The 26,529-nt window shown below is 36.1% G+C and carries 27 protein-coding genes; 21 read left to right on the plus strand and 6 right to left on the minus strand.

The window, feature by feature from the left end; translation table 11 throughout:
* The first annotated feature begins 188 nt into the window (after window positions 1-188).
* The 8 genes from K332_RS0106430 to K332_RS0106465 all read left to right on the plus strand — a co-directional run bounded on the left by K332_RS0106430 (window position 189) and on the right by K332_RS0106465 (window position 10,290).
* Window positions 189-950 carry a class I SAM-dependent methyltransferase gene (locus K332_RS0106430; protein WP_026906726.1) on the plus strand — a complete coding sequence of 254 codons (762 nt, stop codon included), beginning with the start codon at window positions 189-191 and terminating at the stop codon, window positions 948-950.
* A gap of 180 nt (window positions 951-1,130) precedes the next feature.
* Window positions 1,131-2,246: a sugar ABC transporter substrate-binding protein gene (locus tag K332_RS0106435; protein WP_026906727.1), complete on the plus strand. Its 1,116-nt coding sequence runs from the start codon at window positions 1,131-1,133 to the stop codon at window positions 2,244-2,246.
* An 80-nt stretch (window positions 2,247-2,326) separates the two neighbouring features.
* The gene (locus K332_RS0106440; RefSeq protein ID WP_026906728.1) at window positions 2,327-3,850 is read left to right on the plus strand and encodes a sugar ABC transporter ATP-binding protein; all 1,524 of its coding nucleotides are present in this window, start codon (window positions 2,327-2,329) and stop codon (window positions 3,848-3,850) included.
* A 12-nt stretch (window positions 3,851-3,862) separates the two neighbouring features.
* On the plus strand, window positions 3,863-5,038 hold the full coding sequence (locus K332_RS0106445; RefSeq protein WP_026906729.1) for a sugar ABC transporter permease: 1,176 nt from the start codon (window positions 3,863-3,865) through the stop codon (window positions 5,036-5,038).
* Window positions 5,039-5,228: 190 nt separating this feature from the next.
* Window positions 5,229-6,206 carry a sugar ABC transporter substrate-binding protein gene (locus K332_RS0106450; RefSeq protein ID WP_026906730.1) on the plus strand — a complete coding sequence of 326 codons (978 nt, stop codon included), beginning with the start codon at window positions 5,229-5,231 and terminating at the stop codon, window positions 6,204-6,206.
* Window positions 6,203-7,666, plus strand: coding sequence for a sensor histidine kinase (locus tag K332_RS0106455; protein ID WP_026906731.1), 1,464 nt, complete (start codon window positions 6,203-6,205; stop codon window positions 7,664-7,666). The genes K332_RS0106450 and K332_RS0106455 overlap by 4 nt, the downstream gene beginning before the upstream one ends.
* Window positions 7,641-9,191 carry a response regulator gene (locus K332_RS0106460; protein ID WP_026906732.1) on the plus strand — a complete coding sequence of 517 codons (1,551 nt, stop codon included), beginning with the start codon at window positions 7,641-7,643 and terminating at the stop codon, window positions 9,189-9,191. Before K332_RS0106455 ends, K332_RS0106460 begins: the two co-directional genes overlap by 26 nt.
* Before the next feature lie 13 nt (window positions 9,192-9,204).
* Entirely contained in the window at window positions 9,205-10,290 is a 1,086-nt protein-coding gene (locus K332_RS0106465) for a sugar ABC transporter substrate-binding protein (protein ID WP_026906733.1), read from the plus strand.
* A gap of 133 nt (window positions 10,291-10,423) precedes the next feature.
* Here the strand turns inward: K332_RS0106465 and K332_RS0106470 are convergent, their stop codons facing one another.
* Window positions 10,424-10,867, minus strand: coding sequence for a GNAT family N-acetyltransferase (locus tag K332_RS0106470; RefSeq protein WP_026906734.1), 444 nt, complete (start codon window positions 10,865-10,867; stop codon window positions 10,424-10,426).
* Between the two features lie 112 nt (window positions 10,868-10,979).
* Window positions 10,980-11,579: a TetR/AcrR family transcriptional regulator gene (locus K332_RS0106475; RefSeq protein ID WP_026906735.1), complete on the minus strand. Its 600-nt coding sequence runs from the start codon at window positions 11,577-11,579 to the stop codon at window positions 10,980-10,982.
* 196 nt (window positions 11,580-11,775) lie between these two features.
* Here K332_RS0106475 and K332_RS0106480 point away from each other — a divergent pair, with 196 nt between their 5' ends.
* The 6 genes from K332_RS0106480 to K332_RS22005 all read left to right on the plus strand — a co-directional run bounded on the left by K332_RS0106480 (window position 11,776) and on the right by K332_RS22005 (window position 15,970).
* Window positions 11,776-12,513: an SDR family NAD(P)-dependent oxidoreductase gene (locus K332_RS0106480; protein WP_026906736.1), complete on the plus strand. Its 738-nt coding sequence runs from the start codon at window positions 11,776-11,778 to the stop codon at window positions 12,511-12,513.
* Between the two features lie 300 nt (window positions 12,514-12,813).
* Window positions 12,814-13,680: a DUF7587 domain-containing protein gene (locus tag K332_RS0106485; protein ID WP_026906737.1), complete on the plus strand. Its 867-nt coding sequence runs from the start codon at window positions 12,814-12,816 to the stop codon at window positions 13,678-13,680.
* A gap of 14 nt (window positions 13,681-13,694) precedes the next feature.
* Complete coding sequence (locus K332_RS0106490; RefSeq protein ID WP_026906738.1) at window positions 13,695-14,315, plus strand: hypothetical protein; 621 nt, start codon at window positions 13,695-13,697, stop codon at window positions 14,313-14,315.
* A 323-nt stretch (window positions 14,316-14,638) separates the two neighbouring features.
* A complete protein-coding gene (locus K332_RS0106495) occupies window positions 14,639-15,115 on the plus strand; it encodes a DUF2975 domain-containing protein (RefSeq protein WP_026906739.1) in 477 nt (158 codons plus the stop codon).
* Window positions 15,116-15,125: 10 nt separating this feature from the next.
* A complete protein-coding gene (locus K332_RS0106500) occupies window positions 15,126-15,350 on the plus strand; it encodes a helix-turn-helix domain-containing protein (protein WP_026906740.1) in 225 nt (74 codons plus the stop codon).
* 44 nt (window positions 15,351-15,394) lie between these two features.
* Window positions 15,395-15,970 (plus strand): hypothetical protein, encoded by a 576-nt coding sequence (locus K332_RS22005; RefSeq protein ID WP_036688321.1) that lies wholly within the window; start codon window positions 15,395-15,397, stop codon window positions 15,968-15,970.
* A gap of 266 nt (window positions 15,971-16,236) precedes the next feature.
* Here the strand turns inward: K332_RS22005 and K332_RS22010 are convergent, their stop codons facing one another.
* A complete protein-coding gene (locus K332_RS22010; protein WP_245604637.1) occupies window positions 16,237-17,412 on the minus strand; it encodes an MFS transporter in 1,176 nt (391 codons plus the stop codon).
* 268 nt (window positions 17,413-17,680) lie between these two features.
* On the opposite strand from K332_RS22010, the gene K332_RS0106515 reads away from it, so the two are divergent.
* Window positions 17,681-19,729, plus strand: coding sequence for a S9 family peptidase (locus K332_RS0106515; protein ID WP_026906741.1), 2,049 nt, complete (start codon window positions 17,681-17,683; stop codon window positions 19,727-19,729).
* Between the two features lie 130 nt (window positions 19,730-19,859).
* On the opposite strand, the gene K332_RS0106520 is transcribed toward K332_RS0106515, so the two are convergent.
* Window positions 19,860-20,645 carry a CPBP family intramembrane glutamic endopeptidase gene (locus tag K332_RS0106520; protein ID WP_036688273.1) on the minus strand — a complete coding sequence of 262 codons (786 nt, stop codon included), beginning with the start codon at window positions 20,643-20,645 and terminating at the stop codon, window positions 19,860-19,862.
* A 210-nt stretch (window positions 20,646-20,855) separates the two neighbouring features.
* Between K332_RS0106520 and K332_RS0106525 the strand changes: the two genes are divergently transcribed.
* The gene (locus tag K332_RS0106525) at window positions 20,856-21,659 is read left to right on the plus strand and encodes a VLRF1 family aeRF1-type release factor (RefSeq protein ID WP_026906743.1); all 804 of its coding nucleotides are present in this window, start codon (window positions 20,856-20,858) and stop codon (window positions 21,657-21,659) included.
* A gap of 131 nt (window positions 21,660-21,790) precedes the next feature.
* A complete protein-coding gene (locus K332_RS0106530; protein WP_026906744.1) occupies window positions 21,791-22,351 on the plus strand; it encodes a PepSY domain-containing protein in 561 nt (186 codons plus the stop codon).
* Window positions 22,352-22,603: 252 nt separating this feature from the next.
* Here K332_RS0106530 and K332_RS0106535 read toward each other — a convergent pair whose 3' ends face one another.
* Together K332_RS0106535 and K332_RS0106540 are read right to left on the minus strand one after the other, a co-directional pair.
* A complete protein-coding gene (locus K332_RS0106535) occupies window positions 22,604-23,518 on the minus strand; it encodes a class I SAM-dependent methyltransferase (protein ID WP_026906745.1) in 915 nt (304 codons plus the stop codon).
* Window positions 23,519-23,739: 221 nt separating this feature from the next.
* On the minus strand, window positions 23,740-23,925 hold the full coding sequence (locus K332_RS0106540; protein WP_026906746.1) for a hypothetical protein: 186 nt from the start codon (window positions 23,923-23,925) through the stop codon (window positions 23,740-23,742).
* Window positions 23,926-24,342: 417 nt separating this feature from the next.
* On the opposite strand from K332_RS0106540, the gene K332_RS24675 reads away from it, so the two are divergent.
* From K332_RS24675 to K332_RS0106555, 4 genes are all read left to right on the plus strand, one after another.
* On the plus strand, window positions 24,343-24,474 hold the full coding sequence (locus K332_RS24675) for a hypothetical protein (RefSeq protein WP_281170905.1): 132 nt from the start codon (window positions 24,343-24,345) through the stop codon (window positions 24,472-24,474).
* Window positions 24,475-24,661: 187 nt separating this feature from the next.
* Window positions 24,662-25,129, plus strand: a complete 468-nt coding sequence (locus tag K332_RS0106545; protein ID WP_026906747.1) for a hypothetical protein — start codon at window positions 24,662-24,664, stop codon at window positions 25,127-25,129.
* A gap of 362 nt (window positions 25,130-25,491) precedes the next feature.
* Window positions 25,492-26,070: a GNAT family N-acetyltransferase gene (locus tag K332_RS0106550; protein WP_026906748.1), complete on the plus strand. Its 579-nt coding sequence runs from the start codon at window positions 25,492-25,494 to the stop codon at window positions 26,068-26,070.
* Window positions 26,067-26,480: a YhfM domain-containing protein gene (locus K332_RS0106555; protein WP_051359367.1), complete on the plus strand. Its 414-nt coding sequence runs from the start codon at window positions 26,067-26,069 to the stop codon at window positions 26,478-26,480. The genes K332_RS0106550 and K332_RS0106555 overlap by 4 nt, the downstream gene beginning before the upstream one ends.
* Window positions 26,481-26,529 lie beyond the last annotated feature (49 nt).

A 26,529-nucleotide genomic window follows, 5' to 3' on the forward strand; every position in this document is an offset into this window, starting at 1 on the left:
AAATAAGTAAAAGCCAGAAATCAAAATGATTTCTGGCTTTTTATCACGTTCTAAAGTAGCTATGCCTCTATCTATATGATACAAAATTTTTAATTATAAGTCTATTATTATTTTTCTTAATGTAGGAAAATAATGGTGTGCACAGGAAAGGTAACGTTACCCATTATGGTATGAAAAGAGGGAATTAATTGAAACGAACAGTCTCAACGGATGAAGCGATTAAGCGTTGGAATTTACATGCTGAATCATTTACAGCAACTTATACAAAATACGGGGACAGAAGTAGAATCATTAACTTGAATCCAACCATTTTTTCGTTAATGGATGAAGTGGATGGAAAACAAGTATTAGATGCAGGCTGTGGAGAAGGCTACTTAAGTAGGGTTCTTGCGGAGAAAGGGGCCGAGGTTGCGGCGGTTGATTACTCAGAGAAAATGCTAGAAATTGCCGATAAACGAACACCAAGTGATTTGGGAATTGACTATCATCATGGAAATTGCGAGAATTTAAGTTTTCTGGATGGGGAGCAGTTTGATTGGATAATTTCTAATATGGTAATCCAAGATTTAGAGGATTATGATGCTGCATTTCGGGAGATGTACCGTCTTTTGAAACCGGGTGGAAGTTTTGTGTTTTCAATTCTACACCCTTGTTTTATAACGCCTAATAGTGGTTGGGTACGAAATGAACGTGGAGAAAAAGAGTATTGGAAGGTTGACCGTTATTTTTACGAAGGAGTGTATGATCAACGATTTTCGTTTGCCGCAGATAAGCCAATTGTCTGGTATCATCGCAGCTTAACAAGTTACTTTAAGGTCATAAAACAGGCGGGGTTTGTGATAGAAGATATGGTGGAACCTAAGCCATCAAAGGAAATGTTAAAACAATACCCAGAGCTTAAGGAAGACTTAAATTGTGCTGATTTTATAGTTTTTAAATTGAGAAAATAAAAATGATCCATGGGGACAGGTTCCTTGGCTTCAAGCCAAGGAACCTGTCCCCATGGCCTTTTATTGTTAAAAAAACACAGTTAATATTAAAAAAGTACCCTTTGTTAACGCTTTCATTGGGGATATACCTCGATATAATGAAACATGTATTGAATTGAATTATGAAAAGGGGAGAGTAGGTTGAAGAAAGTTTTTAAGTTATTGACGATGGGGTTCGTTGCTATCATGTTAGTTTTTGTGTTGGCTGCTTGTAATAGTAGCAGTAGTGGTAAAGGCGGAGCAATCAGTGTTGGTATTGTTTTACCAACCAAAGATGAACCTAGATGGGTACAAGATGAAGAGCGTTTCAAGGCAGAATTAGATGATTCAGAGTATACAACTGAAATATTATTTAGCCAAGGTTCTTCTGCTAAGGAAAAAGAAAATGTAGAAACGTTAATTAGCAAAGGAATTGAAGTTCTAATTATTGCACCGCATGATGGTGCCGCAGCGGGTGCCACAGTTGAGGCTGCTAAGAAGGAAGGAATAACGGTTATTGCGTATGACCGTTTAATTACAGATACAGATGCAGTAGATTACTATGTAACTTTTGATAGTGTCGCTGTTGGTGAAGCACAAGGTCAATATCTGATTGATAATGCAAGTGGTTCAGGGGTTCCACTATACTTATATACTGGTGCTGCTTCTGATAATAATGCATTCCTTTTCTTTGAAGGAGCATGGAATGTCCTTCAGCCAAAAATCGCTGATGGAACATTTGTAATTGCTAATTCATCCGAAGCGGAAGCATTAAAAGATAAGCCTGAGCTTACTCGTGACGAAATGAATGCGATTTTAAGTCAGGTGACAACAAACTGGGATCCAAGTGAATCAAAGAATAAAGCGGAAACACATTTAACAGCAGTAAGTGATGATCTAAAAGGTGATGTCGCAATTCTAGCACCAAATGATGGAACTTCCCGTGCGATTGCAGATGTATTCTCAACAGAATCAGCTATTACAAGCTTTGTTATTACAGGTCAGGATGCAGAAAAGGCATCTATCCAATATATTATTGATGGTAAGCAAACCATGACGGTATTTAAAGATGTACGTACGTTAGTGAAAGACGCAATGGGAATGGCAATCGAAGTTCTAGAAGGAAACACACCTGAAACAACTGGTTCCTATAATAATGGCGCAGTGGATGTGAAAGCAAAACAAACAGACGTTATTGTTGTAAATAAAGAAAATGTAGAATCAGAGCTAATCGAATCTAGTTACTACGAGGCAGATGAATTTACAGGACTGGAATAATAGATGAATTCTGTGAAATAGTAATAGGTTTGCCTATTACTATTTCACCATTCTAACTTGTGTTTAAAAGGGTGGGAGCGATGAGTGAATACATTCTAGAGATGGATCAGATTACGAAGGATTTTTCAGGTGTTAAGGCCCTTAATAATGTGAATTTTAAAGTGAAAAAAGGTGAAATTCATTGTTTAGTTGGGGAGAATGGGGCTGGTAAATCGACCCTCATGAAAGTCTTAAGTGGTGTTTATCCTTATGGAACGTATGAAGGGAATATTATTTTCGAAGGTTCCATTCAACAGTTTTCAAAAATAAACGATAGTGTCGATGCAGGTATCGCGATTATATATCAAGAACTAGCATTATTTCCGGATCTATCGGTATATGAAAATTTATTTATAGGAAATGAAATACAAAGTAGAGGTGTAGTTAATTGGAATGATACCATCCAGGCCTCAAAAAGCATACTTGAAAAAGTGAATTTAAAGGTTAATCCGGAAATATTGGTAAAAGATTTAGGTGTTGGACAACAACAGCTCATTGAAATTGCAAAGGCTCTAAGTAAAGAGGTAAAGCTTCTAATCTTGGATGAGCCAACTGCAGCATTAAATGAAGATGATAGTGAGAATTTATTAAAACTTTTACGTGAATTAAAGAAACAAGGTATTACGAGTATTATGATTTCACACAAGCTAAAAGAAGTGATTGCTATTTCGGACAGTGCAACTGTACTTCGTGATGGAAATACAATTTGTACATTAGCTGCATCAAAAGGTGAAATTAGTGAGAATACCATTATTAAAAATATGGTTGGCCGTGAAATTAGTGACATCTATCCAAAGCGTGATAAGAAAACCTTTGGTGATAAAATATTGGAAGTTTCGAATTGGTCTGCTTATGATTCACAGCTAGGTAAACTAATTCTTAAAGATATTCAATTTCATGTTAATAAAGGTGAAATAATAGGAATTGCTGGGTTAATGGGAGCGGGAAGAACAGAGCTTGCCCAAAGTATTTTTGGAAATCCTAAGTCCTATAAATTACAAGGAGAATTAAAGGTGAATGGAACTCGGAAAAATTTCAAGCATACAAGTGATGCCATTAAAGCGGGGATCGCTTATGTAACCGAGGACCGTAAAGGAGATGGATTGTTTTTAACCCAGGATATTAAAAATAATATATCCATTGGAAATTTAAAGGCAATCGCAGAATTAAGTGGTGTTATTAACGAGAACGAAGAGATTAAGGTTGCGGATGAATATAAGAAAGATTTAACGATTAAAGCATCTTCCATTAATCAGCTAGTCGGTAATTTAAGCGGTGGAAATCAACAAAAAGTTTCACTTGGTAAATGGTTGTTTGTGAAGCCTAATATACTTATTTTGGATGAGCCTACACGCGGTATTGATGTTGGGGCAAAGTTTGAAATTTATTCGATCATGAATAGCCTTATTGACGAAGGGATGAGTATTATCATGATATCTTCTGAACTTGGGGAAGTTTTAGGCATGAGTGATCGTATCTATGTGATGGCTGAAGGTGAAATCAAAGGTGAAATATTGGCTGAAGATGCCAGTCAAGAAAACATTATGCATCTTGCAACGAAATAGGGGGTGGAACCAATGCGTTTTTTTGCTGAATTACAATCCTTACTGAAAAAAAATATTCGAGACTATGGAATGTACATTGCGCTATTTGTTATTATGTTAACATTTACGATTTTAACGGATGGTTTATTTTTATCCTCAAGAAATATTAGTAATTTACTAGATTCTGCCGGATATATCGCTGTGCTTGCAGTCGGAGTTATGATTGTTATTGTTATTCGACATATCGATTTATCCATTGGATTTCTTGCAGGATTCTTAGGAGCTATTGCTGCTATTTTATTAATGAATGCTGGACTTCCAGTATATGCTGTCATCCCAATCATTTTAATCATTGGAACAATTATCGGCCTGACAACTGGTTTCCTTGTTGCTAATTTAGGAATTCCATCGTTTGTCGCAACATTAGCTGGCTGGCTGATATTTAGGGGAGCATTATTACAAGTAACTGGAGACTCAGGTACGCTTATTATCCAGGATGATACGTTTAATGCTATCGGAAATGGCTATATTCCATCTATCACTCAAATTGGTGGATTACATCTACTATCTTTATTAGTAGGGCTACTAGGTATTTTGTTTTTTATCTATAGTTCCATATCCAAGCGTAAGAAAATGCTTCGGTATAATTTTGAAGTGGTGTCGAAACCAATATTTATGATTCAACTAGTATTTGTATCCGCTATCGTAGGCTATATAACTTGGATTTTAGCAGGATATAATGGGTTATCTTGGACACTAGTAATTATTCTACTTGTCGTCATTGTCTACCACTTTATTACAACCAAAACAGTGGTAGGAAGACATATTTATGCTGTGGGAAGTAATCCAGAAGCTGCCCATTTAAGTGGAATCAATGTGAAAAAGATTACACTCCTAGTATTTGGTTCCATGGGATTACTTGCAGCGTTATCTGGGATCTTGTTTACCTCACGTTTACAATCTGCAACACCTACTGCCGGAACGTTATTTGAGCTAGATGCCATTGCTGCAGCCTATGTAGGAGGAGTATCCTCGGCAGGTGGGGTTGGAAGAGTAACTGGTGCTATTATTGGTGCGATTGTTATGGCAACGTTAACCAATGGAATGAACTTACTAGGTGTAGGTATTTCCTATCAATATATGATACGTGGTGGTGTATTAGCACTTGCCGTTATCTTTGATGTGATGACAAGAAAAAGAGGGAGTTAGACTTTAAACCATTGGAAAGGGCATGATGTCCTTTCCTTTACTATTTTATAAACCTCAATCAACTTTCATAAAATAGAATTGTTGAATTAAATATGTAGGTGATATAGTAATAGGTACATATAATGTAATCATTCAGTAGATTCTGAACGACTGTATGAAAGCGAGTAGTTGGGAAAGGAGACACATCTACTTGAAAAAGACGACGCTTTTTATACTAGCCTTTATTTTTATTATTCTATGTTACTTCACTTTTACCTCCGCCGTAAGTGTCTTTGAATCCGATTGGGAATTACCAAAGCCAATAAAGGAACGTGAATCACAATACCGACTAGTACTGATTACACAGGATATTGACACCCCTTTCTGGAATCAAGTTGGAAAAGCTGCACAGGAAGAAGCGGAAAAGTTTGGGGTAAGTCTAGAAGTATGGGGGAATTATGGAAATCATCATGAAGACTTTTTAAAAAACCTTGAGATTGCCATTCAATCAAAGGTAGATGGAATCATTGTACAGGGGTTAGATTCAGAGGAATTTAAGGAATTAACAAGAGTTAAAGCTTCCTTTTATGGGATTCCAATCATAACAATAGCTAATGATGTACCGATAGAAGAGAGCCTTAGAAGAACGTATGTTGGGTCCAATCAATATGAAGCAGGACAGTTAATTGCTAAGCAGCTCATCGCAGATATGGGTGAAAAAGGTGATGTTGTATTAATGTACAATCAAGATGTTGAATATTATCAAGAGCAGCGATTAACTGGTATTGAAGATATATTCTATTTATATCCTGAAATTAAAATGCATCATGCAAAAACATCGTATGCAAGGGAAGATGTCGTTGGTGCAACACAGAATATTTTAAATATGGTACCTGAAACAGACGCGTTTATTGCGGTAAACGCTAATATTGTCGGTGCGATGGTTCGAGAAATTGGTAAGCGTTATCAAACCGAACCTTTTTATATTTATTCATTTGATGATGGTCCTGAATCTATCCCCTTACTAGAGAAAGGACTATTAGATGGTCTTGTTAAACAATCACCTGAACAGATGGGAAAAGAAAGTGTCGCAGCGATGTTAAAATGGCTGAATGGTGAGACAGTACCATTGCACGCAGACGGATATTTAACAGAAATTCATATTGTGAAGGCAGATGGCGAGAAATGAGTAAAATACAGAAAAAGATATGGACTGTATCAGCAATTTTACTTGTTATCATGTCGGCAATTTGGATAGTACTTACTTATTACAATAATAAAACATTAAATCAATATAATGGTATACTTGAGCGCTATTTAAGTATGAATGAAGTGACTACAGCTAGCCAGCGGGTGATTAATGCTTTAAATGATTACATGTTAAATCCTTCCTTAGATAATTTTGAAGAAATAGAAATGAGTAAACGCTTCGTACAACAAGCAAAGAATGACGTACATCAGCTAAGAAATATAGATAACGACTTTACGTTAACGAACTATATTCATTTGGTAGATAGCTTTATTGAATCAACGGACCGTTTCATCTTGTTTTATTCAGAAAATGAGCTGGAGGCATCGACGAAGGAATTTGCCGAGGCGACGAGTATTTCGAACCACATCTCGGATATGACGCTAACATTAATTGAAAAGGAATTGAAAACATATGATAAATTCTATATCGGCATGATTAACCAATCATCGGAATTGAAAGAACTGGGGATATGGATCATTCTCTTAATTGCATTCATTTTATTAATAGCTTCCTATTTATTTTCAAGAAGTATAACGAAGCCAGTACTTGAACTTACTAAAGCAGCTAATGAGCTTTCAAAAGGGAGATTTGACCGTCAAGTGAAGGTGGATACAAATGATGAAATAGCTTTCCTCGCCAAAACATTTGATCATATGAGAAAAAATATTAATAAATTATTTATCGAAACAAAGCATAAGGCAAGGCTTGAGCATGAACTTCAGCAGAATCAAATCCTTTTACAAGAAAGCCAGTTTCGTAGTTTGCAAAATCAAATCAATCCGCATTTTTTATTTAATACTCTTAATACGATATCGAAGAAGGCATATTTAGAAGGGGCGCAGGAGACAAGTGATTTGCTCGTTCATATAGCTGGAATATTACGGTATAACCTGAAACAGATGGATCGTTCCGTCACACTTAAGGAAGAGGTTGATGTGCTTAAGCAGTATGTGGAAATCCAAAAAGCAAGACTAACAGATAGACTAGATTTTGAGATTGGTATTGATGAATCTTGCTTAAAGCAGTTAATTCCACCACTTACACTACAGCCACTTATAGAAAATGCTATTATCCATGCAATAGAACCACGAGAAGATGGAGGGAAAATTTGGGTTCGTATTTACAATGGAATGAATCAGGTGACAATTGAAATAGAAGATGATGGTGTGGGAATGGATCCTAAGAAGATTGAACAAGTCCTTCAAGAACAGTATGAACCAACAGAAGGACATTCTACTGGTATTGGCTTTAGTAATGTCGTAAAACGTTTAAGACTATTTTATGGTGTTGAGGATACGGTCCGAATTGAAAGTGTCCTGGGAAGTTATACAAAAGTTGTCTTAAATCTACCGAAGCTAAGGGGGAAAGAGCATGATACAGGTCTTAATCGTGGATGATGAACAAATAGAACGGGAAGGCATGAAGGCTATTTTACATCAGTCATTTCCTAGTCTAGTCTTGTTGGAGGCAAGAAATGGAAGCGCGGCAATTGAGAGGGCTAAAACATCAAAGCCTGAACTGATTCTAATGGATATTAAAATGCCTGGAATAAACGGTCTTGAAGCTTTAGCGCAAATTATGAAAGAATGTCCCGATGCTAAATTCATCATGGTAACAGCCTATGACACATTTGACTATATGCGAAAGGCAATTAAATTAGGTGCTTCTGATTACTTGTTAAAACCAAGTAAGGCTAGTGATATCATAGAAACGGTCGGAAAAGTATTAAAAGAGATTGTGTTCGAGAGGAAATCGCGTGCGAAGACAGAGCTCCAACAATCCGTACTTCAACAAACGAGGACAGTGATAGAAACCGATCTTGTTACCCAGTTATTATTCGAGCATATTCATGAAGTTAGTTCTAATATTCTAGCACAGATTTTAGAAATTAATACGGCGAAGGAAATGTTTGTGGTAAATGTCATGATTAAGGGATCCACTACGAGCTATTCTATGGTCAAGGAGAGAGTTAGAAGGTCTGGAAATTGTTTAGTTGGTGCTCTTTCCAGTAGTCAATTGCCAATTATCGTATTTAGAAACTCAGCTGTTTCATTTCGTTCGCAAGCAATTTCTCTTTCAAAAGAAATCCTATCGGTGAAGAAGATAACGGATGAAGGTTGGTATATTGGTATTGGAAATGTTTATCCAACATTGGCGGATGTGAAGAAATCCTATCAAGAATCTTTAATTGCCATGATGGGAAAAACTGCCCCATCACGATATCGTTTTTATGCGGAAATCTTGGTGGAGGGAGACAGGTCCCTGGAGCAAAAGGTGAAGCAAATAAAGGAAGAAATTCCGGATCAAATTAGGCTTGGGCAGTGGGATTTAGTGCGAACAGTTATCATCGGTTTACTTGAATTGTTTGAACATCAAGGTGAAAATCCTATCCAAGTACAGCAAAGGATTTTAGAAATTTTATGGGTAGTATCACATGTGTTGAATGATGTAGGAATAGAAGCGGATACACCATTATTTACGTATCAGCCAAATGATTATCTACAACTCCGTAATGAAACAGGAAAGTTAATTGATCAAATGAGGGATAGATATGATGCGTATTATCAGCGGTTAGAAGCGGATAATGTCGAGCAAATCAAACGATATATTATGGAGCATTCTCATGAGGAAATATCGCTGGAGACACTGGGAAAGAGAATGGGTTTGAGTCCAATTTATATCAGTAAATTATTTAAAGAAAAGTTAGGAATAAATTATATTGATTTTTTGACCAAGTGTCGTATTGAAAAAGCAAAGAATTTAATGCGAGATCCGAAAAAGAGTATTAAAGAGATTGCAATAGAAGTAGGGTATCATGAACCAAACTATTTTAGTAAAGTCTTTAAGCGAACCGTTCATGTCTCCCCAAAAGAATATCAAAACGCTATTCTAGGAAAATGGAAAAGAATGAGAAAGTATTAAAGGGGGATATTCTTTGGAAAAGCATTTTCAAAAGATTACTAGAATATTAGTGTTCTTCTTTCTTATTATTCAATTAGTGGCCTGTGAGGTGGAACAGGGTACTAATATAAAAGAAGAGACATCACCTAATCTATTTACTGAATCTAATACAGAAAGTGCCCCTAATGACAATCTGAAAATTGGATTTTCGATGGACACATTAGAAGAAGAGCGCTGGTTGAAGGATAAAGAGCTTTTTACGAAAGAGCTAGAGGCATTAGGTGTAGAAGTAGACATTATGATAGCGGATGAGGATGCGGCATTACAAATTGCACAAGTAGAAACGATGATTAGTAACGGTGTGGATCTATTAGTGGTAGTACCATACTATACGGAAACGGCTGCCGCAATTGTGGAAAAGGCACATTCAGCTGGAGTGAAGGTTGTTTCCTATGATCGTATCATAACTAACGCGAATGTAGACCTGTATATTTCGTTTGACAATGAAATGGTAGGGGAGATACAAGCGAAGTCCATTACAAATCTCGTGCCAAAAGGGAATTATGTCTATATCGGTGGATCTGTAACCGATAATAATGCAATCCTTTTAAAGAAAGGTGTATTTAATGTCTTGCAACCATTTATCGATAGTGGAGACATTAAAGTAGTATATGATCAATGGACAGAAGATTGGACTCCAGACAATGCGTACAAAAACATGTTAGAGGCCCTGGAAAAAAATAATAACCAGATTGATGCCGTGATAGCTGGGAATGATGGTACAGCTGGAGGGGCAATTAAAGCATTAGAGGAAAAAGGACTGGCTGGAATCATACCAGTTGCAGGTCAAGATGCAGACCTTGCAGCCATACAACGAATTGTTCAAGGAACGCAGACAATGACCGCATATAAGCCAATCCGAGAGCTAGCCAAAAGAGCTGCAGAACTATCCGTAGAACTTGCAAAGGGAGAAACAATCGAAGTAGATCGTAAAATAAATAACGGGAAAATCGAAGTACCATCTGTCCTCCTTTCTCCAGTTGAAGTAAATATCAATAATATCGAAGACACAATAATCGCAGACGAATTTCACTCAAGTGAAGAAGTCTATGGTAATTAAGAGCCATGGGGACAGGTTCCTCGGCCGGCGCAGAAAGCGAGGCCGAGGAACCTGGGACTGGGACTGCGATTACTCGCCCCACCGAAGACCTTTTGCGGTTATTCTCCCAGCGAAAAGATTTATCACCGTGGCCTTAAATCGTATATTTAAATATAAGCTCCCCATTAGGATCTTTTTCGTTTATATAATCAAATCCTAAGCTTTTATATAAGCGATAAGCTGCTTCATTTTCCTCAACAATACTTAAATAAATAACGCTTACTCCATATTCTTTTGAGACGATATCAATAAGCTTCTGCATTGCGATTCTACCAAGGCCCTTTCCTTGGTATTTTTCATCAATCATGATTCTGTCAATCCAAGTATCTTTATTGGGACCAAAAGCTCCGTACATAGCAAATCCAACCATATTCTCATCTTCATAGATTGCTACTGGATGCCATTCAGGGTATATTTTAGCTTCACTCAAGCATTCATCTACCGTTTCAATATAGTTTTCTTGTCCTCTTTTTATTTTTATTTTTCTAACGATATCTTCATTAGAAGAATCAATATCTTTAAAATATATCTTAACCATGTATTATCTCTCCTCCGATTGTTCGCTACATTTATCAGTGCTTTCCAATTATGAGATTCTTACTCTTAAGATGCACTGCAAAATCAGGCCAAGGAACCCGTCCCCATGGTCTTTAAATCTCCCCAACATACCGAACGGCGGCCATATGTGTCCTGGTCAATTTTATAACTTCTTCAATAAATTCCTTCTGTGTAGCCTTGAATCCTGTATTAATCCAATGGGACAATAGACCATAAAAACCGTAAGCGGTATAGCGTGTGAAGTAATCCATGTCAACTGGCATGTTATTAATTGTTTTGAATTGGAACTTTTCCTGGTAAATTTTTAAGATAGTTTGTGGGAATTTTGTATGTAATCCCGGAATGGTGTCTTGATAGGTAATCAATTCGAAAAAGTTACGATTCTCGTAAATATAGGAAATGATCTCAAAGGATCGTGCGTTTAGCTTACCTGTATTCACCTTTCTAATTATTTCATATGGTATTGCTACAGCGTCCTCCAATCCTTTTAGCATACTATCTAGTAAATCTTCGGCTAAATAGAATTTATCATGGTAATGGATATAGAAGGTACTTCGGTTATATTTGGAATGCTCTACAATATCTTTCACAGTGACAGCTTGGAAGCCTTTTTCTTTAATTAGGTCAATGAGAGCTAGTTGTAAATGTTCTTTTGTACGATTCTTTCGTGGAGTTGTGAGACTTTCCACCATGTAGATCCCTCCAATTATAAACATTTTGTGAAATTAACGTATTTGCGATAGACATTAGTAATGAATATGTCTATTACGTAGACATTGCTGAATCTATTAATGATTGGAATACCTCTGAAAAGATACTAAAATAAGAATGTAAACCTTTTCAAAATTAATAGGTTATCCTATATATTATAACAGGGGGAATAGACAAATGGGTAAATTACAAGACAAAGTAGCAGTCATCACTGGTGGAGTATCTGGTATTGGGGCTGCAACAGCACGTTTATTTGCTGCTGAAGGGGCTAAATTAGTATTAGTAGATTTTAATGAAGAAAAAGGTGCTGCTTTTGAAGCTGAATTAAAAGCAGAAGGTTATGAAGCTGTATTTGTGAAGGCGGATGTAACTAGTGAAGCAGATGTGAAAAACATTTATGATACAACTTTATCTACATTTGGAAAAGTAGATGTTCTATTTAATAATGCTGGAATTGGTGCTGTTAAACCAACAGAAGAATTAACCTATACAGAGTGGAGAAAAACAGTAGAAGTGGACTTAGATGGCGTATTCTTAGTTGCTCAAGCTGCTATCAAAGAATTCTTGAAAACTGGTGGCGGTGTAATTGTTAATACTGCTTCTATGTATGGTTGGGTTGGATCACCTGGAAGTGCAGCATATAACGCAGCAAAAGCGGGTGTGATTAACTTAAGTCGTTCACTTGGCTTAGAATATGCAGAGCGCAATATTCGCGTCAACGCACTATGTCCAGGATTTATTGAAACACCAATCCTAGGTGAAACAGATAGACAATTCCTAACAAACGCAACTCCAATGAAACGTCTAGGTAAACCAGAAGAAATGGCAAAAGCTGTTCTATTCATGGCTAGCGATGACTCTAGCTTCATGACTGGTAATTCTCTAATTGTTGACGGCGGGTACACAGCCCAATAGTCGTCTAATAAAAAATAAGTAATCCATCTTGAACGTAGTTTTCGAGATGGATTTTTTTTATGAGGAAAGTATAAAACACCCTTCCTACTTTTTTACCACAACTACACTCTTTTTAAGTAAAGAAAATGATTCCAAATACACTTCCTCCTGTTTGATAGATGGATAATAATAGATACAAGTGCCTATCAGCAAAAGGACTTCACTTACATTAACCATTCTGTACATAATTCTACTAAAAACTTATATATCATATATCCAAAAAAGACTATTTCAGATTTATTGATACGGGAGGCGAATCATTTGAAAGGGTTGAAATATCCGTTATTACTAAGCATGCTAATTGCATTTTTGCTAACTCCATTTATTCAACCACAACAGACTTATGGAGAAGAATCATCCTTTTCGAGCTATACTGTATTAGCTTCCTCAGACTTGGTGGAAAATAATGTTGACGAAGGGTTTTTAGAAGGAGTCACCAATTGGTTTGATAGCTTGTGGGAGAGCATTGATAATACGATAGACGGTGTCAAAGAAGCGTTTGATGAGTTATTTGGATTTATAGGTGACCTTTTTGAATCGATTGATGATTCGATAGCTTTATTTATTGAAGATGCAAGTGAAGAGGAAATAATAAGCAATCTCGATGATACATTCGATCAGGCAGAAGAATATTTAGAGGAAATAAAGGATATTCAGCTTGAAACCAAGGATAATATCGTATACCGCGTAATACGAGAAGACGAAGAACCAGAAAAGGGCATTTTTGCAAAAGCACCAGAGAGAGAAGAAATCACGATAGCAGGACATGTTAACAATGGAAGTCGTCCTGATTTTAAAGGATCAAAATATATCTCAACAACAAAAAGCTTTCAAGTAGCGTTCGAAAATGCAACAAGGAATATTATGGATGGAAATAGTTCTCAGGATCTAAGAATTGTACAAATTGATTTGAATAAGGTAACAAATACGTATTATGATTTAACTGATCCGGAAGTTCAAGACAAGTACTTAGTAAGTAAAGCGGGAAAGCCTTGGCAGCGGGTAAGGAATTATGCGAATAAATCCCAGGAATTGTTGGTTGAGTATTCCATCCCGAAAGAAGCCATCACCCTACTTGGTAGACCTTCTGAATTTTTAGGTGATATCAGTCCGGGTGAATCAAAATAGGAGTGTGTAAAGCAATGGATCAAGCATTATTGATAGAGGAATTTATCGAGTCAGAAATAAACATGCTTACGGAACTTCGTATGGGAAACGGCTTAGACTACAATGAATTTGAGAAATGTATGCAAGCTTTCGAGGAGTTAAGTAGAGAGTGGAAAAAGGAAGACTATATTCCAGAGGAAGCAGTTCAAACCATAATAGAAATTTATGCTGAGCTCTATTTGTTTTCCGATAACTATAAAGACAAGGAAAAAGTTCAGATAATAGAAGCGGCAGAACAATTTAAGACAGTAAGAGAAAAGCTTCTTTCAAGCGAGGATATCCAAAAGGGCGACCAGAATGAAACCTTTCAAAATCTAGTTACAGCAATCAATGAAAATAATGGTTTTTTTGTACAGTTGGAGCAAGGTAAAGGGATGAATGAAGAACAGTTTGAAAAAATATACCTGGAATTAAAGCGTGTAACAAATGAAATCAGCTCCTGGGAAAGGATTCCAAAGTCGATAGTGATTGTACTTATTTCTTTCTATGAGATGATATTACAATTTAGTAAGTATAAATATGAATTCAAAATGTCAGTTGAAGCAGATAAAATCTATGATGCATATGAAAGAGTATTTGCACAGATTGCTGGATAGACGAAGTAGCGAAGTACGAAAGACGAAGACATGGTAAAAGTAAATGCAATGGGGAATCAAGCTTCATTACTGGTAACTCTCTAATTGTTGATGGTTGATTTACAGCTCAATAATATGGGAAAATAACCAAAGAATCCATTTTTGACGTTGTTCAAGATGGATTCTTTTTTCTGGTGCCTGTCACTTCCCGAACCATATTTGCATTCGACATAATTCGGGAAGTGACAGGCACCGCATCTTGAGTTATAACAAAAATTTATTGCAATTCGATAAAAATGTTGTTAAAATAAATGTATAGTTTAGTAATTTATGAGGTGGTTTTTATGAAACGTGGATCTACGCTATTTTTGAAAATGGCTCTTATTATAGTTGGTATCCCTGTTCTTTTATTGGCTGTTGTTGGGGGAATTTGGTTAGGTAATAATCCAGTAAATCCAGATTTTGATCATATCTTATATCCGATAATTATTGGAACGTATATGTCCGCAATTCCATTTTATATGGCATTTTATCAGGCTTTTAAACTATTAAATTATATTGATAGAAATCAAGCTTTTTCACAAATTTCTGTTGATGCTTTAACCAAAATAAAGTATAGTGCAATTATATTCAGTTTTGTGTACGTTGTAATCATCCCATTTGTTTATCTTGTTGCAGAGCTAGACGATGCCCCAGGTCTTATTATAATCGGAGCGATTCCAATTTTTGCTTCCTTGGTAATTGCAGTCTTTGCTGCGGTTCTCCAAAGACTATTACAAGAAGCAATTACTATAAAATCAGAAAACGATTTAACGGTCTGAGGTGAAAACAATGGCAATTATTATAAATATAGATGTAATGTTGGCAAAACGAAAAATGAGCGTAACGGAACTTTCAGAGAAAGTCGGGATTACGATGGCGAATCTATCTATCTTGAAAAATGGAAAAGCAAAAGCAGTTCGATTATCTACGCTAGAAGGAATTTGCAAGGCACTAAATTGTCAGCCTGGGGATCTTTTAGAATACCGAAGTGACGAAGACATCCAAGGTGAATAGGTTAAACGACGACTTCATACTAAAAAGAATCTGAGGTGGGGACAATGGCAGAAGAAAAGAAAATCTATCTCCTTTTAACTGATACAGGAACAGCATTTACAAGACTAATTAAGTCCTATACAAAGAAACCCTATAATCATGCCTCTATTTCCTTTGATGTTGATTTAAACGAAGTATACAGTTTTGGAAGAAAGACACCGAAAAACCCTTTTATTGGAGGGTTTGTAAGGGAAGATATAGAATCTGTCTTATTTAGACAAGCTGATTGTGCAATCTATTCATTAAATGTAACAGACGAAGATCTTCAAAAGATGAAGCAATTTATTCAACTAATAGCCGCGAATAAGGAATTATATCGCTATAATTTGATTGGATTATTTGGTGTAATAGTAAAAAAGCCGATTAAAAGAAAGAACGCATTCTTCTGTTCTCAATTTGTAGCATCTGTATTAAAAGAAAGTAATACAATTAATTTTGATAAAGATGTTTGTTTAGTTCAACCGAGTGATTTGCTCAGTTCGGCGGATTTTAAATTGGTTTATGAAGGTAGATTAAGAGAATATCAGCATGGAGATGTTGCTAGGAGAATACAGGCTTCATTACCGGTAGTTTCGGGCTAAAAATTAAAAGAAATCCATTTTGAATTTAGTCCAGAGTGGATTCCTTGTTTGATGTTGTAAGTGTAAAATAATAGATTTCTGGAAGTAAAATACAACTAGTACCTAACTAGAAATCATGCTATACTAAACAAGCGATGAGCTGAATTGTGTAAGTCGGAGGATAATGCAGTACATGTGCATGTGAACCACATGGTCCTACCGCCACAATATAAACGCGTGAACGCCTATTTTATAATAGGCGTTTTTTATTTGCGCGGAAAATAAACTTAGACCCCATCATAAGGTGTACGTAATGCGTTCGTTCTACCAGTTTGAATTCTGGAATAACCAATTACTATTAGCACAAGCATTCCAATTAGGAAAGCTAAGAAGTAAGGAGAAAGCACATCACGAACAATACCGGTAATAAATGAACTTGCAATCATCCCGACCGAATATACGGCAGACATCACGCCGAAAGCACGTCCATGACCATCACTAGAAATGGCATCGGTTAACGCAGTTGCCATCGCAGGCATCATAATGCCAAAAAAGAAACCTAATAAAAATAGCATGATAGATAGTCCTACTAGTTGTGTGAATATCGCGAACAAACTCATACACATTCCAAATAAGCCGATAACTAGACGTTTCATCGGATCGAATCGGTTAATAAAAAGTAGCGATAAGGAGAAAAATGTTCCTACACCAAGAAAGCTAAATAAAACCCCAGTAGTAGCAGTAGATAGACCCTCTTCAACCGCTAAATAAGGAACTTCATAAATAACCACGCCATGGATATACATCAAGGCAAATCCCGTCAGATAAACCATTTGTAAATTAGGATTCTGCAATACTTGTATCAAGCTTAAAGGCTTTCTTTGAGAAGTTATCACGATAATATTTTCTTTTTCCTTTAAGAAATGAGTAGTATATATACCTATTAGAAGAAGTGCAGATCCAATTACATAATAGGTATTCGCAAATCCAATGGATGAGCCGAGTAATCCACCAACGACCGGTGCGATGATACTAGCAATGGTACCAAGTATGCCGTTGATGGCCATATTTTTCCCTTGTTGTTGACTGTTTTTCGCGTAGCCTGATAGCAAGGCCAGTGCTGAAGGAATTAAGAAAGCTAAGGAAAAGCCATTTAACGCACGAAGTACTAGTAAGCTAGTAGAATCTGACGCAAGTGCATGGGCAATAAACAAACCACCCGAAACGAAAATTGGTAGGGTAATAAACACTTTTTTCCCAAACCGATCAACCAATGGCCCCGCAATCAAATTCCCCGTCAAGTTGGTAAACGATGCCACACTTAGAATAATCCCAATTAATACACTGGATGCCCCTAGTTTTGCTGCATAAGGTGCAAATATAGGTGCTTGAATACTCATGACAAGACTCATAAAGAACATGACGATAAAGATGTGCATTTTGTCTATTGCTGTTTGTCTCATTTTTTTCACCTCGAGAAAAATCTATGCATGAGGATGAGAAATAAGACGAGCTATTTTTCCCTTTTACATATTTTTTCTTCAGTGTCAAAATCTGCTGCTGTAATTTTGTTACTGAAATATTTTTTTCGAAACAAAGCGACCAAGATTTGGAATGAAAATTATGTAATATACAATCATTTCTTGTCATTAAAAATTACAAATTATTCATGAGAAAGGAGGATTTATCGTGATATGTCACGAAAATAATACACAGAGAGGAGAGATACTTATGAAACCACCTATAGCTAAACGCATGGCCCATACACATGAATTGCACGGTGATGTGCGAGAAGATGACTATTATTGGCTAAGGGATCGTAATAATCCGGATGTCATCCATTACTTAGAGGAAGAAAATAGGTATTACGATGAAATGATGCTTCCGCTTGAGGAACAAACTGAAAGAATATATCAAAGCATGGTTGATCGTGTTCCTGAATCAGAAGTACAAGTACCGATAAAACATGGACCATTCTTCTACTATTCCCGTATGGATAAAAACAAACAATATCCTATCTATGCAAGGAAGAAGGAGGAAAGTCGTGCACTACTGCCTGAGGTTGAAGAGGAAGTGGTGCTTGATCTGAATGAATTGGCTGAAGAAGGTGATTACTTAAGCGTGACCGTTAGGCGTATGAGTACCGATCACACTTCTCTTGCGTATTTGGAAAATCGGGATGGATCGGACCGATATACGATTCATGTGAAGAACTTGGAAACAGGGGAACTTCTTCCTGATAGAATTCCTAATGTCTATTTATACGGTAGTGTGGAATGGAGTCGTTGCGGTGACTATATTTTTTACATTACCGTGGATGACAATCAACGTCCTTACCGGTTATGGCGGCATCGTATGGGGAGTAGCGTAGATCATAATGAGCTAGTTTATGAAGAAAATGATGCAACATTTACATTATTTATCACAAAATCACAAAGTGGAAAATTCATTTTTGTTCAATCAGATTCAACAACTACGAGTGAGATTCGCCTGCTAGATGCAGATTCCCCCTTATCTTCATTGCAACTAGTCGATGCAAGGCGCAACGGAATTAAATATGATGTTGAACATTGGGGAGAAAATCTCCTCATATTAACAAATGAAGGGGCACCAAACTTTAGATTGCTACGTTGTTCCCTGAATGACCTACAAGCACGAATGGAGGTTGTGGAGTATAGCGAGGAGCGTTATCTTCAAGCCATGTACCCATTTCAAGGTGCACTGGTTGTAGCAGGTAGAGAGAAAGGGTTGACTCAAATTTGGGTAATACAGGATGGTGAGATGAAGCAAGTCAATTGGGATGAACCAATTTACACCGTTTCAGTATTATCAGGTCAAAGCTATGAGACTGCTGAAGTATTAATAAAGTGCGAGTCATTGCTTACACCTAAAACTACATACGGGCTAAATTTACTTAACGGTGAGAAAGACTGTTTGCAAGTAGCTCGAGTAAGCGGAAATTATGACCGTAGTCTATATCGACAAGAGCAATTATGGGTAGAGGCAGAAGATGGGGCTAAAGTGCCAATGACAGTTGTCTATCGGAATGGTGCTTTTGATGATGGGCCGGCGCCGTTAATTCTATATGGGTATGGCTCGTATGGTTCAAACAGTAATCCTTACTTTGATCCCTATCGTCTCCCACTTCTAGATAAAGGAATTGTGTTTGTCACAGCACAAGTTCGTGGCGGTTCCGAAATGGGACGGAATTGGTATGAGAAAGGAAAAATGGAGCATAAACGAAATACATTCACTGATTTCATTGCTGCAGCGGAGTACCTTATTAATCACGGTTATACAACGGCAAACCAAATGGTGGCCCGAGGTGCCAGTGCTGGAGGTTTACTTGTGGGAGCAGTGGCAAACATGGCAGGTGAGTTGTTTCAGGTTATTGTTCCGGCGGTGCCGTTCGTCGATGTTGTTACGACGATGCTTGACACTACCATTCCCCTTACGACTTTAGAATGGGATGAATGGGGAAATCCTCAAAATCGTGAAGATTACTTTCATATGAAATCCTATAGCCCGTATGACAATGTAGAAGCGAAGGATTATCCGCATCTATATGTCACAACTGGTTTGAACGATCCACGAGTAGCTTATTGGGAACCAGCCAAGTGGGTTGCACGCTTGCGAGCAGTAAAGACAGATAACAACACCCTTGTTCTTAAAACGAACATGGGCGCAGGACATTTTGGTGCATCAGGCCGTTTCAATCATTTAAAGGAAGCCGCTGCATGCTATGCTTTCATTTTCGACAAGCTTGGTATCACGGAGTAATAAATACATCAGACCCCTGGTAATCAGGGGTTTTTAATCTTATAACAGCTAAATAGCAGAGTACCATCACGATTTTTTCCATTCGACATATTTCGGGAAGTGACAGGCACCAGTACCAATGTACATTATTTTAATAAAGTATTTTCTTCGGGTTGATACATATTAAAAGTATCGCGACAACAAGATAGGAAAGCATAACATACCCTAATATATTTAGTAAATCTCCCTTAACCATTACAAGAGAAAAGTTAAATAATTGGTGAATAACAATTGGTATGATTAGGTTCTTATTTAAATTGTAGAATAATGTCACGATAATTGAAAAAGATAAAATTCCAATCATAAAGAGCAAAATATACGTAATTAATTCCATACCAGTATAACCTGTAGCAAACCAAAGAGGCGTGTGCCAGAACCCCCATAATACTCCTACTATTAGAGCAGATTTCAAAGGAGAGTATTTCTTTTGAAGTTCATTCAATGCATATCCTCTCCAGCCTAACTCTTCACCTAAAGGCCCCCTTACTAAATTATCTAGAAATGCCAACACCATTATTCCAAGACCGGTGTATGAGAATGCCGGACCCTGGATACCAGTATTCATGGTTATTAGTAAGGCGGTGACAGCGATAATTCCAACTTGAATGAGGACGATGATGCTAAGAACAGAAAATCTAAGCCTAGGAGCAAACTGCTGTTTAATAAAATCCGTTAATCGTATACCTGGATAGATTCTTCTAAATAAAAAGATAAATGAAAAGGTTGAGGACCATGCAGCAATGACTTGTAAAGTAAATATTATACTTTCAGGTGCTCCTAATAACATACTTAAACCAATAGCTAGAAAAAGTACAAAAAATATAATATAAGACAAAACAACAAAACGTTTAAGTGGTTTTTTTAGTACTTGCCTCATCAAATAATTCGCCCCTTATCTATGATGGTTAAATTATATAATTAGTTGTTTTTCAATCATTCAGTCTAGGGGCTGAAACTATCTCAGTGATTAGTTGGATTGTGTTTAAGACTAAAGTGGTAGTAGGTAAAGTCATCTTATGTTTAACACAATCTATTTTAGGTTATAGAATACTAGTTTGATAGATTAAAAAAGGAGAAGATACCGTTCATGGACATGAAAAAAGTGATTGCAAGGTTAGAAAGTGTATATCGGGAAAAACCTCACCGTGTGTTTAGTATGTACTTAAATACAGATCCATCCAATCCAGAGCAGCAGGTGGGAGATTGGAAAATTCATTTGAAAAATGGATTGAATAATTTCGAGAGCTACCTGAATGCTGATGGTGATCAAGAAGAGAAAAAGAATTTTAATAAAATCAATGAAAAAGTTCAACAGTATATTCAAGAAAATGAGTTAAACCTATCCAAGAGTATCGTCATTTTTGCTACTGCCGATGAAGAAGTTTGGTTTGCTGAGCGCTTTCAGATGCCGGTGGAAACATGCTTTTACTGGCAAGAAACAGCAAAAGTGGATCAATTAAGTGAAATGTATCATCAGTTTCCAAAAACAGGGATCATCTTAATCCAAAAAGAAAGGATTAAAATAATTGACTCCGTACTTGGAAGTGTATCAAATACTAAACAATTTGCATTAGATCTTATAACAGAAAAATGGAAAGAACTATCGGGTCCACAGGATGAACTGGAAGCGGTAGAATTCAGTGGATACAATATGAGAACCGATAAGCTAGAACAGCGTTTTGAAGCAAATCGTTCCCGCTTGTATAAAACCTTCGCATCGAAGCTAGACAAGCTAGCCAAAGACAAGCAGTGGGATTCTATCTATCTAGTTGGAGACAAAAAAGAAGCACAAGACCTAATGGCGAACATGAATAAACCCGTAACAGACATTGTTTGCAAAAATATGTTAGACCATGAAGAAACAAAAGTAATTGATGTTGTTATGGCTTAAAACCATGGGGATGGGTTCCTCGGCCTAAAAACATTAAACATAAATTCTCATCAAATTCTAATCTTCCTCTCGTTGTTCTCTAATTCTTATTGGATATAGTAAAGATAACAAATTTGAGGGAGGAAATAGAAATGAATAAGAAATTAATTACAGGTATTTTGACAGTTGGTTTATTATTAGGTGGTACAACAATTGCAGCAGCTAACATGAATGATAATGTAAATACGACGAAGAACGATGGAGCTAATGCAAAAACAGAGGTAGTAAAGAAGAAGGAAGGGCTAATCTCACCGGAAGAAGCGAGAGAGATTGCGCTATCTGAACATGATGGATATGTTGAAAGTATTGAGCTAGAAAGAGAACATGGGTATGTTTATTATGAAGTCGATATTGAAAACCCTGATCTTGATGTATATATTGATGCATCTACAGGTGAAGTGTTACATGTAGATTGGGATGACGATGATGATCGTTTTGAAAATAACAATAACCAGAACCTTGAAAACATCATGTCGGTAGAAGAGGCAAAGGGAATTGCTGTAGCTGAAGTTGGTGGAAAGGTTATTGAGATTGAGCTAGATGAAGATGATGGTCGATATGAGTATGACTTAGAATTAAGGACAGATCGCGGCGAAGCAGAAATTACAATTGATGCGGTGACTGGAGAAGTATTAGAACTGGAAATAGATTAATAAGTGTAAAAGGTTCCGTTAGAGGTTTTGGCGGAACCTTTTTATTGAACTTGTTATTAAAACGGTATTCCAATAATTTTGTAGTTATGTTTTCGTAGAGAAATATTGCATATGGGATAAAAAAAGCACCCTTAACAGCATGGACAATTGTACTGTCACCGTGCAAAGATAGGGTGCTATTTTATTTGTTATTTGGTATTACAATTCTGACCCATATAAAAAATTAAGGATTTAATCATTTTATGCAGAAAATTATTGCTTTACAGCGTGAATAAAATGAATAGTCTCGAATGCAGACAAATAATCCGTCCTATTCGTAAAGAAAAGCTCATTTATCATTGTGGGTGATAAATGCTCATAAATTAGTAACCCTGACTTTTCTATCATATTCTCTACGTGATTATAAGCGAAACTCGATTTCATTGGTTCGCCACTTGCTGAAGCTAGTTTGACCATATTATCAACTCTATTAAACATTCCTTTTTCTTCAAAGAGATTTTCATCTGCGTAATCAAAAACAATAGAGCTACCTGCTGGGACGTTATCAAATAGATTACTAATCAAATTCGCATTTTCCTCTTTCGTTAAATAATATGAAACCCCTAAAAGACTAAAGAATGTTTTTTTGTTACCCAACCCTACATCTACTAACTCTTGATGAGAAATCTTAGTAGTGAAATCTTTAGATACAAAATGAAGATTGTTCGGGAAAATAAGATTAGCCTCCGCTAGCTTTTTCTTTTTAAATTCTTGTGTAGCTGGATGATCAATTTCAAAAATATCTAAGCTGTTTGTTAAATCTGGGTATCGGAAACTAAACGTGTCTAATCCAGCTCCGAGTATGACGTACTGTTTTACTCCTAACTTAATTTCGTTAAGTAATACCTTTTCACAATAGGAAGAGCGTGCTAAAGATATTGGAGAAAGTTGTACTTGTGTGATCCATTTTAAAATTTCTTCTTGATCATCTTTAAATTCCTCCCCAATATCTGGGTTGAAAAACTGAATACCATTAATCATATTCTTGCTGATGGCTGAAAACTCTTCTTCAGATATTAATTTGTTTGCAATAAAGTCATTAAAAATTAATGGTTTGTCATATTTACTGTGATAAGCTCGACTGAAAGCCGAAACCAAGGAAGTTAAACTGGACTCGTTTTGTTTCATACCATTTTCCTCCCATAAAAAAAGATTCCCCTGGCCAGGAGAATCTCATTATACACCACATTATATTAACTGTAAATTATAGCATAAGTAAATTATTTTGTCAAGGTGTTTTTGGGATGTTATATAAAAATTTACACAAAGTCCAATTCAATAAAAGGATTAAATTGAAGAAAACGGGAATGTACAGTGGCTATTTTTCCTTGATAACAATTATTATAATGCTAATTATATTCCGGGCGTAAATCTACTAATTTATTTTCACCTTTTCTAATGGCCTCTAAGACAACTTGCGCTTCATATCCTGTTGAAAAGTCGTATATTTTCGCAGGTTTATCATGAATTGCATCAATAATGTGTCTCATAATCCACGAATCTTTATTTGGACGATCTAAATCCAGTGGTTTCATTGGTTGCCCAGTTTTTCCAGCTAATAGAACCTTAAAATTTTTAAAAGATACGGTTCCATCTGTTCCGTATGCTGTTAAATTAATATTTTCCTCTCCAGCAATTCCAGTTAAGCCGTCAATGGTTTAAGTATTTAGCTGACAGGGTGCAAGAGTTTAATAAGATGGTCCTCAAATGGGGTCGTCTTTTTCTATTTGGTGAATAATATATTTGGAATATTGTGTTAGTATAGGGTGTAGAGTTATTAATGTATCAGCAGGTTAGTGGAAGAAGAAGTAATTGAAAATTGAAACGTAATAGAAACCTTATTCATAAATAAAATATTAACCCAATTAATTTTTTGGAGGGGAGAAATAGTGAAAAAAACTTTAAAAATTAGTGTAGGGTATATTGTTTGAGTTTTTATAGCAATAGTTGCAATGAGTTTATGGAGAAACGAAGAAATAGATTGGCAACTTTTGCTTGGTGTTATTGCAGGAGGCTTCATAGGAATACTGATTGTATCAGGAATAACGACGTATATTAAAAGAGAGGATAAAACCGGTGAATAGGAATTGCTTCAATTTTAGTAATGGGTACAAGAGTTAAACAAGGCGGTAGTCAGCTGGATCGTCTTGTTTTGTTTATTTGCAAAAATACTTGTAATATTATGTTAGTAACAAGCTGTAGAGTTATTGAATTAACAGAGTAGGAGAGTTAAAGATAGGTAATAAAAGAAAAATAATAAAGGAGTAAGGCATGATATTATTTCTACTTTTTTATATTTTGGTTATCCCAATTTCTGTCTTATTACATGAAATTGGACATGGTTTAGGTGTTGTCTGGACTTCAAAATCTAATGCTCATGTATTTTTGGGAAATAGAAATAAGGAAAATAAAGAAAGTTTCAGATTAGGAAGACTTCATTTTCATATCTATTGGTCTTTTATTGGTTTCGTTTGTTGGGAAGGAAAACTAACTAAACGACAGAGAGCTGTTGCGTTGGCAGGTGGACCGATAATGTCATTATTACTTATGGTTATTCTCGGAGTTGTAGCTTTGTTGGTAACTCAAGGAGATTTGCGTTCATTTCTTTGGAGTGCGACAATATTTAATTTACTGCAGTTCCTTGTAACAATCATTCCTATAACCTATCCCCGTTGGATGGGGGCATACTACGGTCATCCCTCAGATGGTCTGCAATTGCTAAGACTGTTGAGAAGATAAAGATTGTCAGTCACCTTACAAGGCTAGAGGACAGGTACCTCGGCTAAAATGGTTTTCGAAGCAGAGCTACTTGAAGATATGGGAGATAGAAGTATGAATTAACGCGTAGTAGGAGTAATGATTGAAGCTTACTCTGAAGAAATATTAGAAATGAAATAGACTAATACGTAAACAAAGGTTTCGTCAGTGGATGTGGCGGAACCTTTTTATTGTTCTTCTTAATTGGTACCCCAATTCTAATTATATGAAAATTGAGGATTAATATCGTTATTTTATGTTAAAATTTAGATTGAAGATTATGAACATTAAGTCCTCCTATTAAACTGGTAGGGTAAATTAATAAATGATTAGGAGTCGTCAAAATGATGGAACATAAAAACTTCCCGGATTTAGAAACAGATAGGTTGCTATTGCGAAATGTAAATAATGGGGATGTTGATTTTATTTATAGGCATTTTAGTGACGTAAGGGTATGTGAATTTTTATATGATGAAGAATTGTTTGTAAGTAGAAATGATGCAATAGAGTTTGTTGTATGGAATACAGATCCAGAAGAAAAGGGATACAATCGGTGGGTAATTGTTAAAAAGGGTGCTAATCAAGAACGAATTGGAACTTGTGGATATGATAATTGGGACAGAATGAACAATATTGCAGAAATAGGTTATGATTTATGGCACGAATATTGGGGACAAGGTTACATGAAGGAGGCATTAATTAGCGCAATTGAAAGTGGATTTAATCATATGAAATTAAATAGAATCAACGCATATGTTGCATTAGATAATGTCAACTCTATGAAGTTATTAGAAAAACTTGGATTTATAAATGAAGGAGTATATAGAGATAAGCATTTATTTAGGGGTAAATATTATGATCATTATTCCTTTTCTATATTAAAAAGGGATTGGTACGGATATTTAAGGGGGAAATTAGATTGAAAAATATAATACTATTTTTTTCAATACTAACAGTTCTTTTACTTACTTCGGGTTGTTTTAATGATGACCAAAAAATAACTGTTCAGAAACGAACTGGTGAAGAAAACATTTTTGAAGATTTTAGAGAAGTTACTCAAAAAAAACAGGTGGAAAAAGCGATTGATATTGTTAAAAATGCGGATTGGGAAAATACAAAAGTAGAAATGGCAGGCTATGCAGACTACCAATTTCAATTTCCAAGGAAGAATAGCTATGGAAACGAAGACAAAATAGCATCCTATTTACTATGGATTAGCCCAAATGGTGAAAATCTAGAAATAGTTACGGACAGAGGTAATTATGTGAAATTAACAAAGCAAGATTCGGCAGACCTTTTTGACATTTTAACTGGGGAAACATTAATGAAATAATTGCATACTTTTAACTCCCAAAATACGCGGGTGCTATCAAAAAGAAATT

This window comes from Paucisalibacillus globulus DSM 18846, from assembly GCF_000482485.1.
Taxonomy (GTDB): domain Bacteria; phylum Bacillota; class Bacilli; order Bacillales; family Amphibacillaceae; genus Ornithinibacillus; species Ornithinibacillus globulus.

Bases quoted from the DNA above. Each gene is read 5' to 3' on its own strand.
- K332_RS0106495 (WP_026906739.1), top strand. From the start codon at position 14,639: ATGAAACGTGGATCTACGCTATTTTTGAAAATGGCTCTTATTATAGTT.
- K332_RS0106535 (WP_026906745.1), bottom strand. From the start codon at position 23,518: ATGAAACAAAACGAGTCCAGTTTAACTTCCTTGGTTTCGGCTTTCAGT.
- K332_RS0106460 (WP_026906732.1), top strand. From the start codon at position 7,641: ATGATACAGGTCTTAATCGTGGATGATGAACAAATAGAACGGGAAGGC.
- K332_RS22005 (WP_036688321.1), top strand. From the start codon at position 15,395: ATGGCAGAAGAAAAGAAAATCTATCTCCTTTTAACTGATACAGGAACA.
- K332_RS0106515 (WP_026906741.1), top strand. From the start codon at position 17,681: ATGAAACCACCTATAGCTAAACGCATGGCCCATACACATGAATTGCAC.
- K332_RS0106550 (WP_026906748.1), top strand. From the start codon at position 25,492: ATGATGGAACATAAAAACTTCCCGGATTTAGAAACAGATAGGTTGCTA.
- K332_RS0106490 (WP_026906738.1), top strand. From the start codon at position 13,695: ATGGATCAAGCATTATTGATAGAGGAATTTATCGAGTCAGAAATAAAC.
- K332_RS0106545 (WP_026906747.1), top strand. From the start codon at position 24,662: ATGATATTATTTCTACTTTTTTATATTTTGGTTATCCCAATTTCTGTC.
- K332_RS0106480 (WP_026906736.1), top strand. From the start codon at position 11,776: ATGGGTAAATTACAAGACAAAGTAGCAGTCATCACTGGTGGAGTATCT.
- K332_RS0106455 (WP_026906731.1), top strand. From the start codon at position 6,203: ATGAGTAAAATACAGAAAAAGATATGGACTGTATCAGCAATTTTACTT.
- K332_RS0106500 (WP_026906740.1), top strand. From the start codon at position 15,126: ATGGCAATTATTATAAATATAGATGTAATGTTGGCAAAACGAAAAATG.
- K332_RS0106470 (WP_026906734.1), bottom strand. From the start codon at position 10,867: ATGGTTAAGATATATTTTAAAGATATTGATTCTTCTAATGAAGATATC.
- K332_RS0106520 (WP_036688273.1), bottom strand. From the start codon at position 20,645: ATGAGGCAAGTACTAAAAAAACCACTTAAACGTTTTGTTGTTTTGTCT.
- K332_RS24675 (WP_281170905.1), top strand. From the start codon at position 24,343: ATGAGTTTATGGAGAAACGAAGAAATAGATTGGCAACTTTTGCTTGGT.
- K332_RS22010 (WP_245604637.1), bottom strand. From the start codon at position 17,412: ATGAGACAAACAGCAATAGACAAAATGCACATCTTTATCGTCATGTTC.
- K332_RS0106440 (WP_026906728.1), top strand. From the start codon at position 2,327: ATGAGTGAATACATTCTAGAGATGGATCAGATTACGAAGGATTTTTCA.
- K332_RS0106525 (WP_026906743.1), top strand. From the start codon at position 20,856: ATGGACATGAAAAAAGTGATTGCAAGGTTAGAAAGTGTATATCGGGAA.
- K332_RS0106475 (WP_026906735.1), bottom strand. From the start codon at position 11,579: ATGGTGGAAAGTCTCACAACTCCACGAAAGAATCGTACAAAAGAACAT.
- K332_RS0106540 (WP_026906746.1), bottom strand. From the start codon at position 23,925: ATGAAACCACTGGATTTAGATCGTCCAAATAAAGATTCGTGGATTATG.
- K332_RS0106445 (WP_026906729.1), top strand. From the start codon at position 3,863: ATGCGTTTTTTTGCTGAATTACAATCCTTACTGAAAAAAAATATTCGA.
- K332_RS0106530 (WP_026906744.1), top strand. From the start codon at position 21,791: ATGAATAAGAAATTAATTACAGGTATTTTGACAGTTGGTTTATTATTA.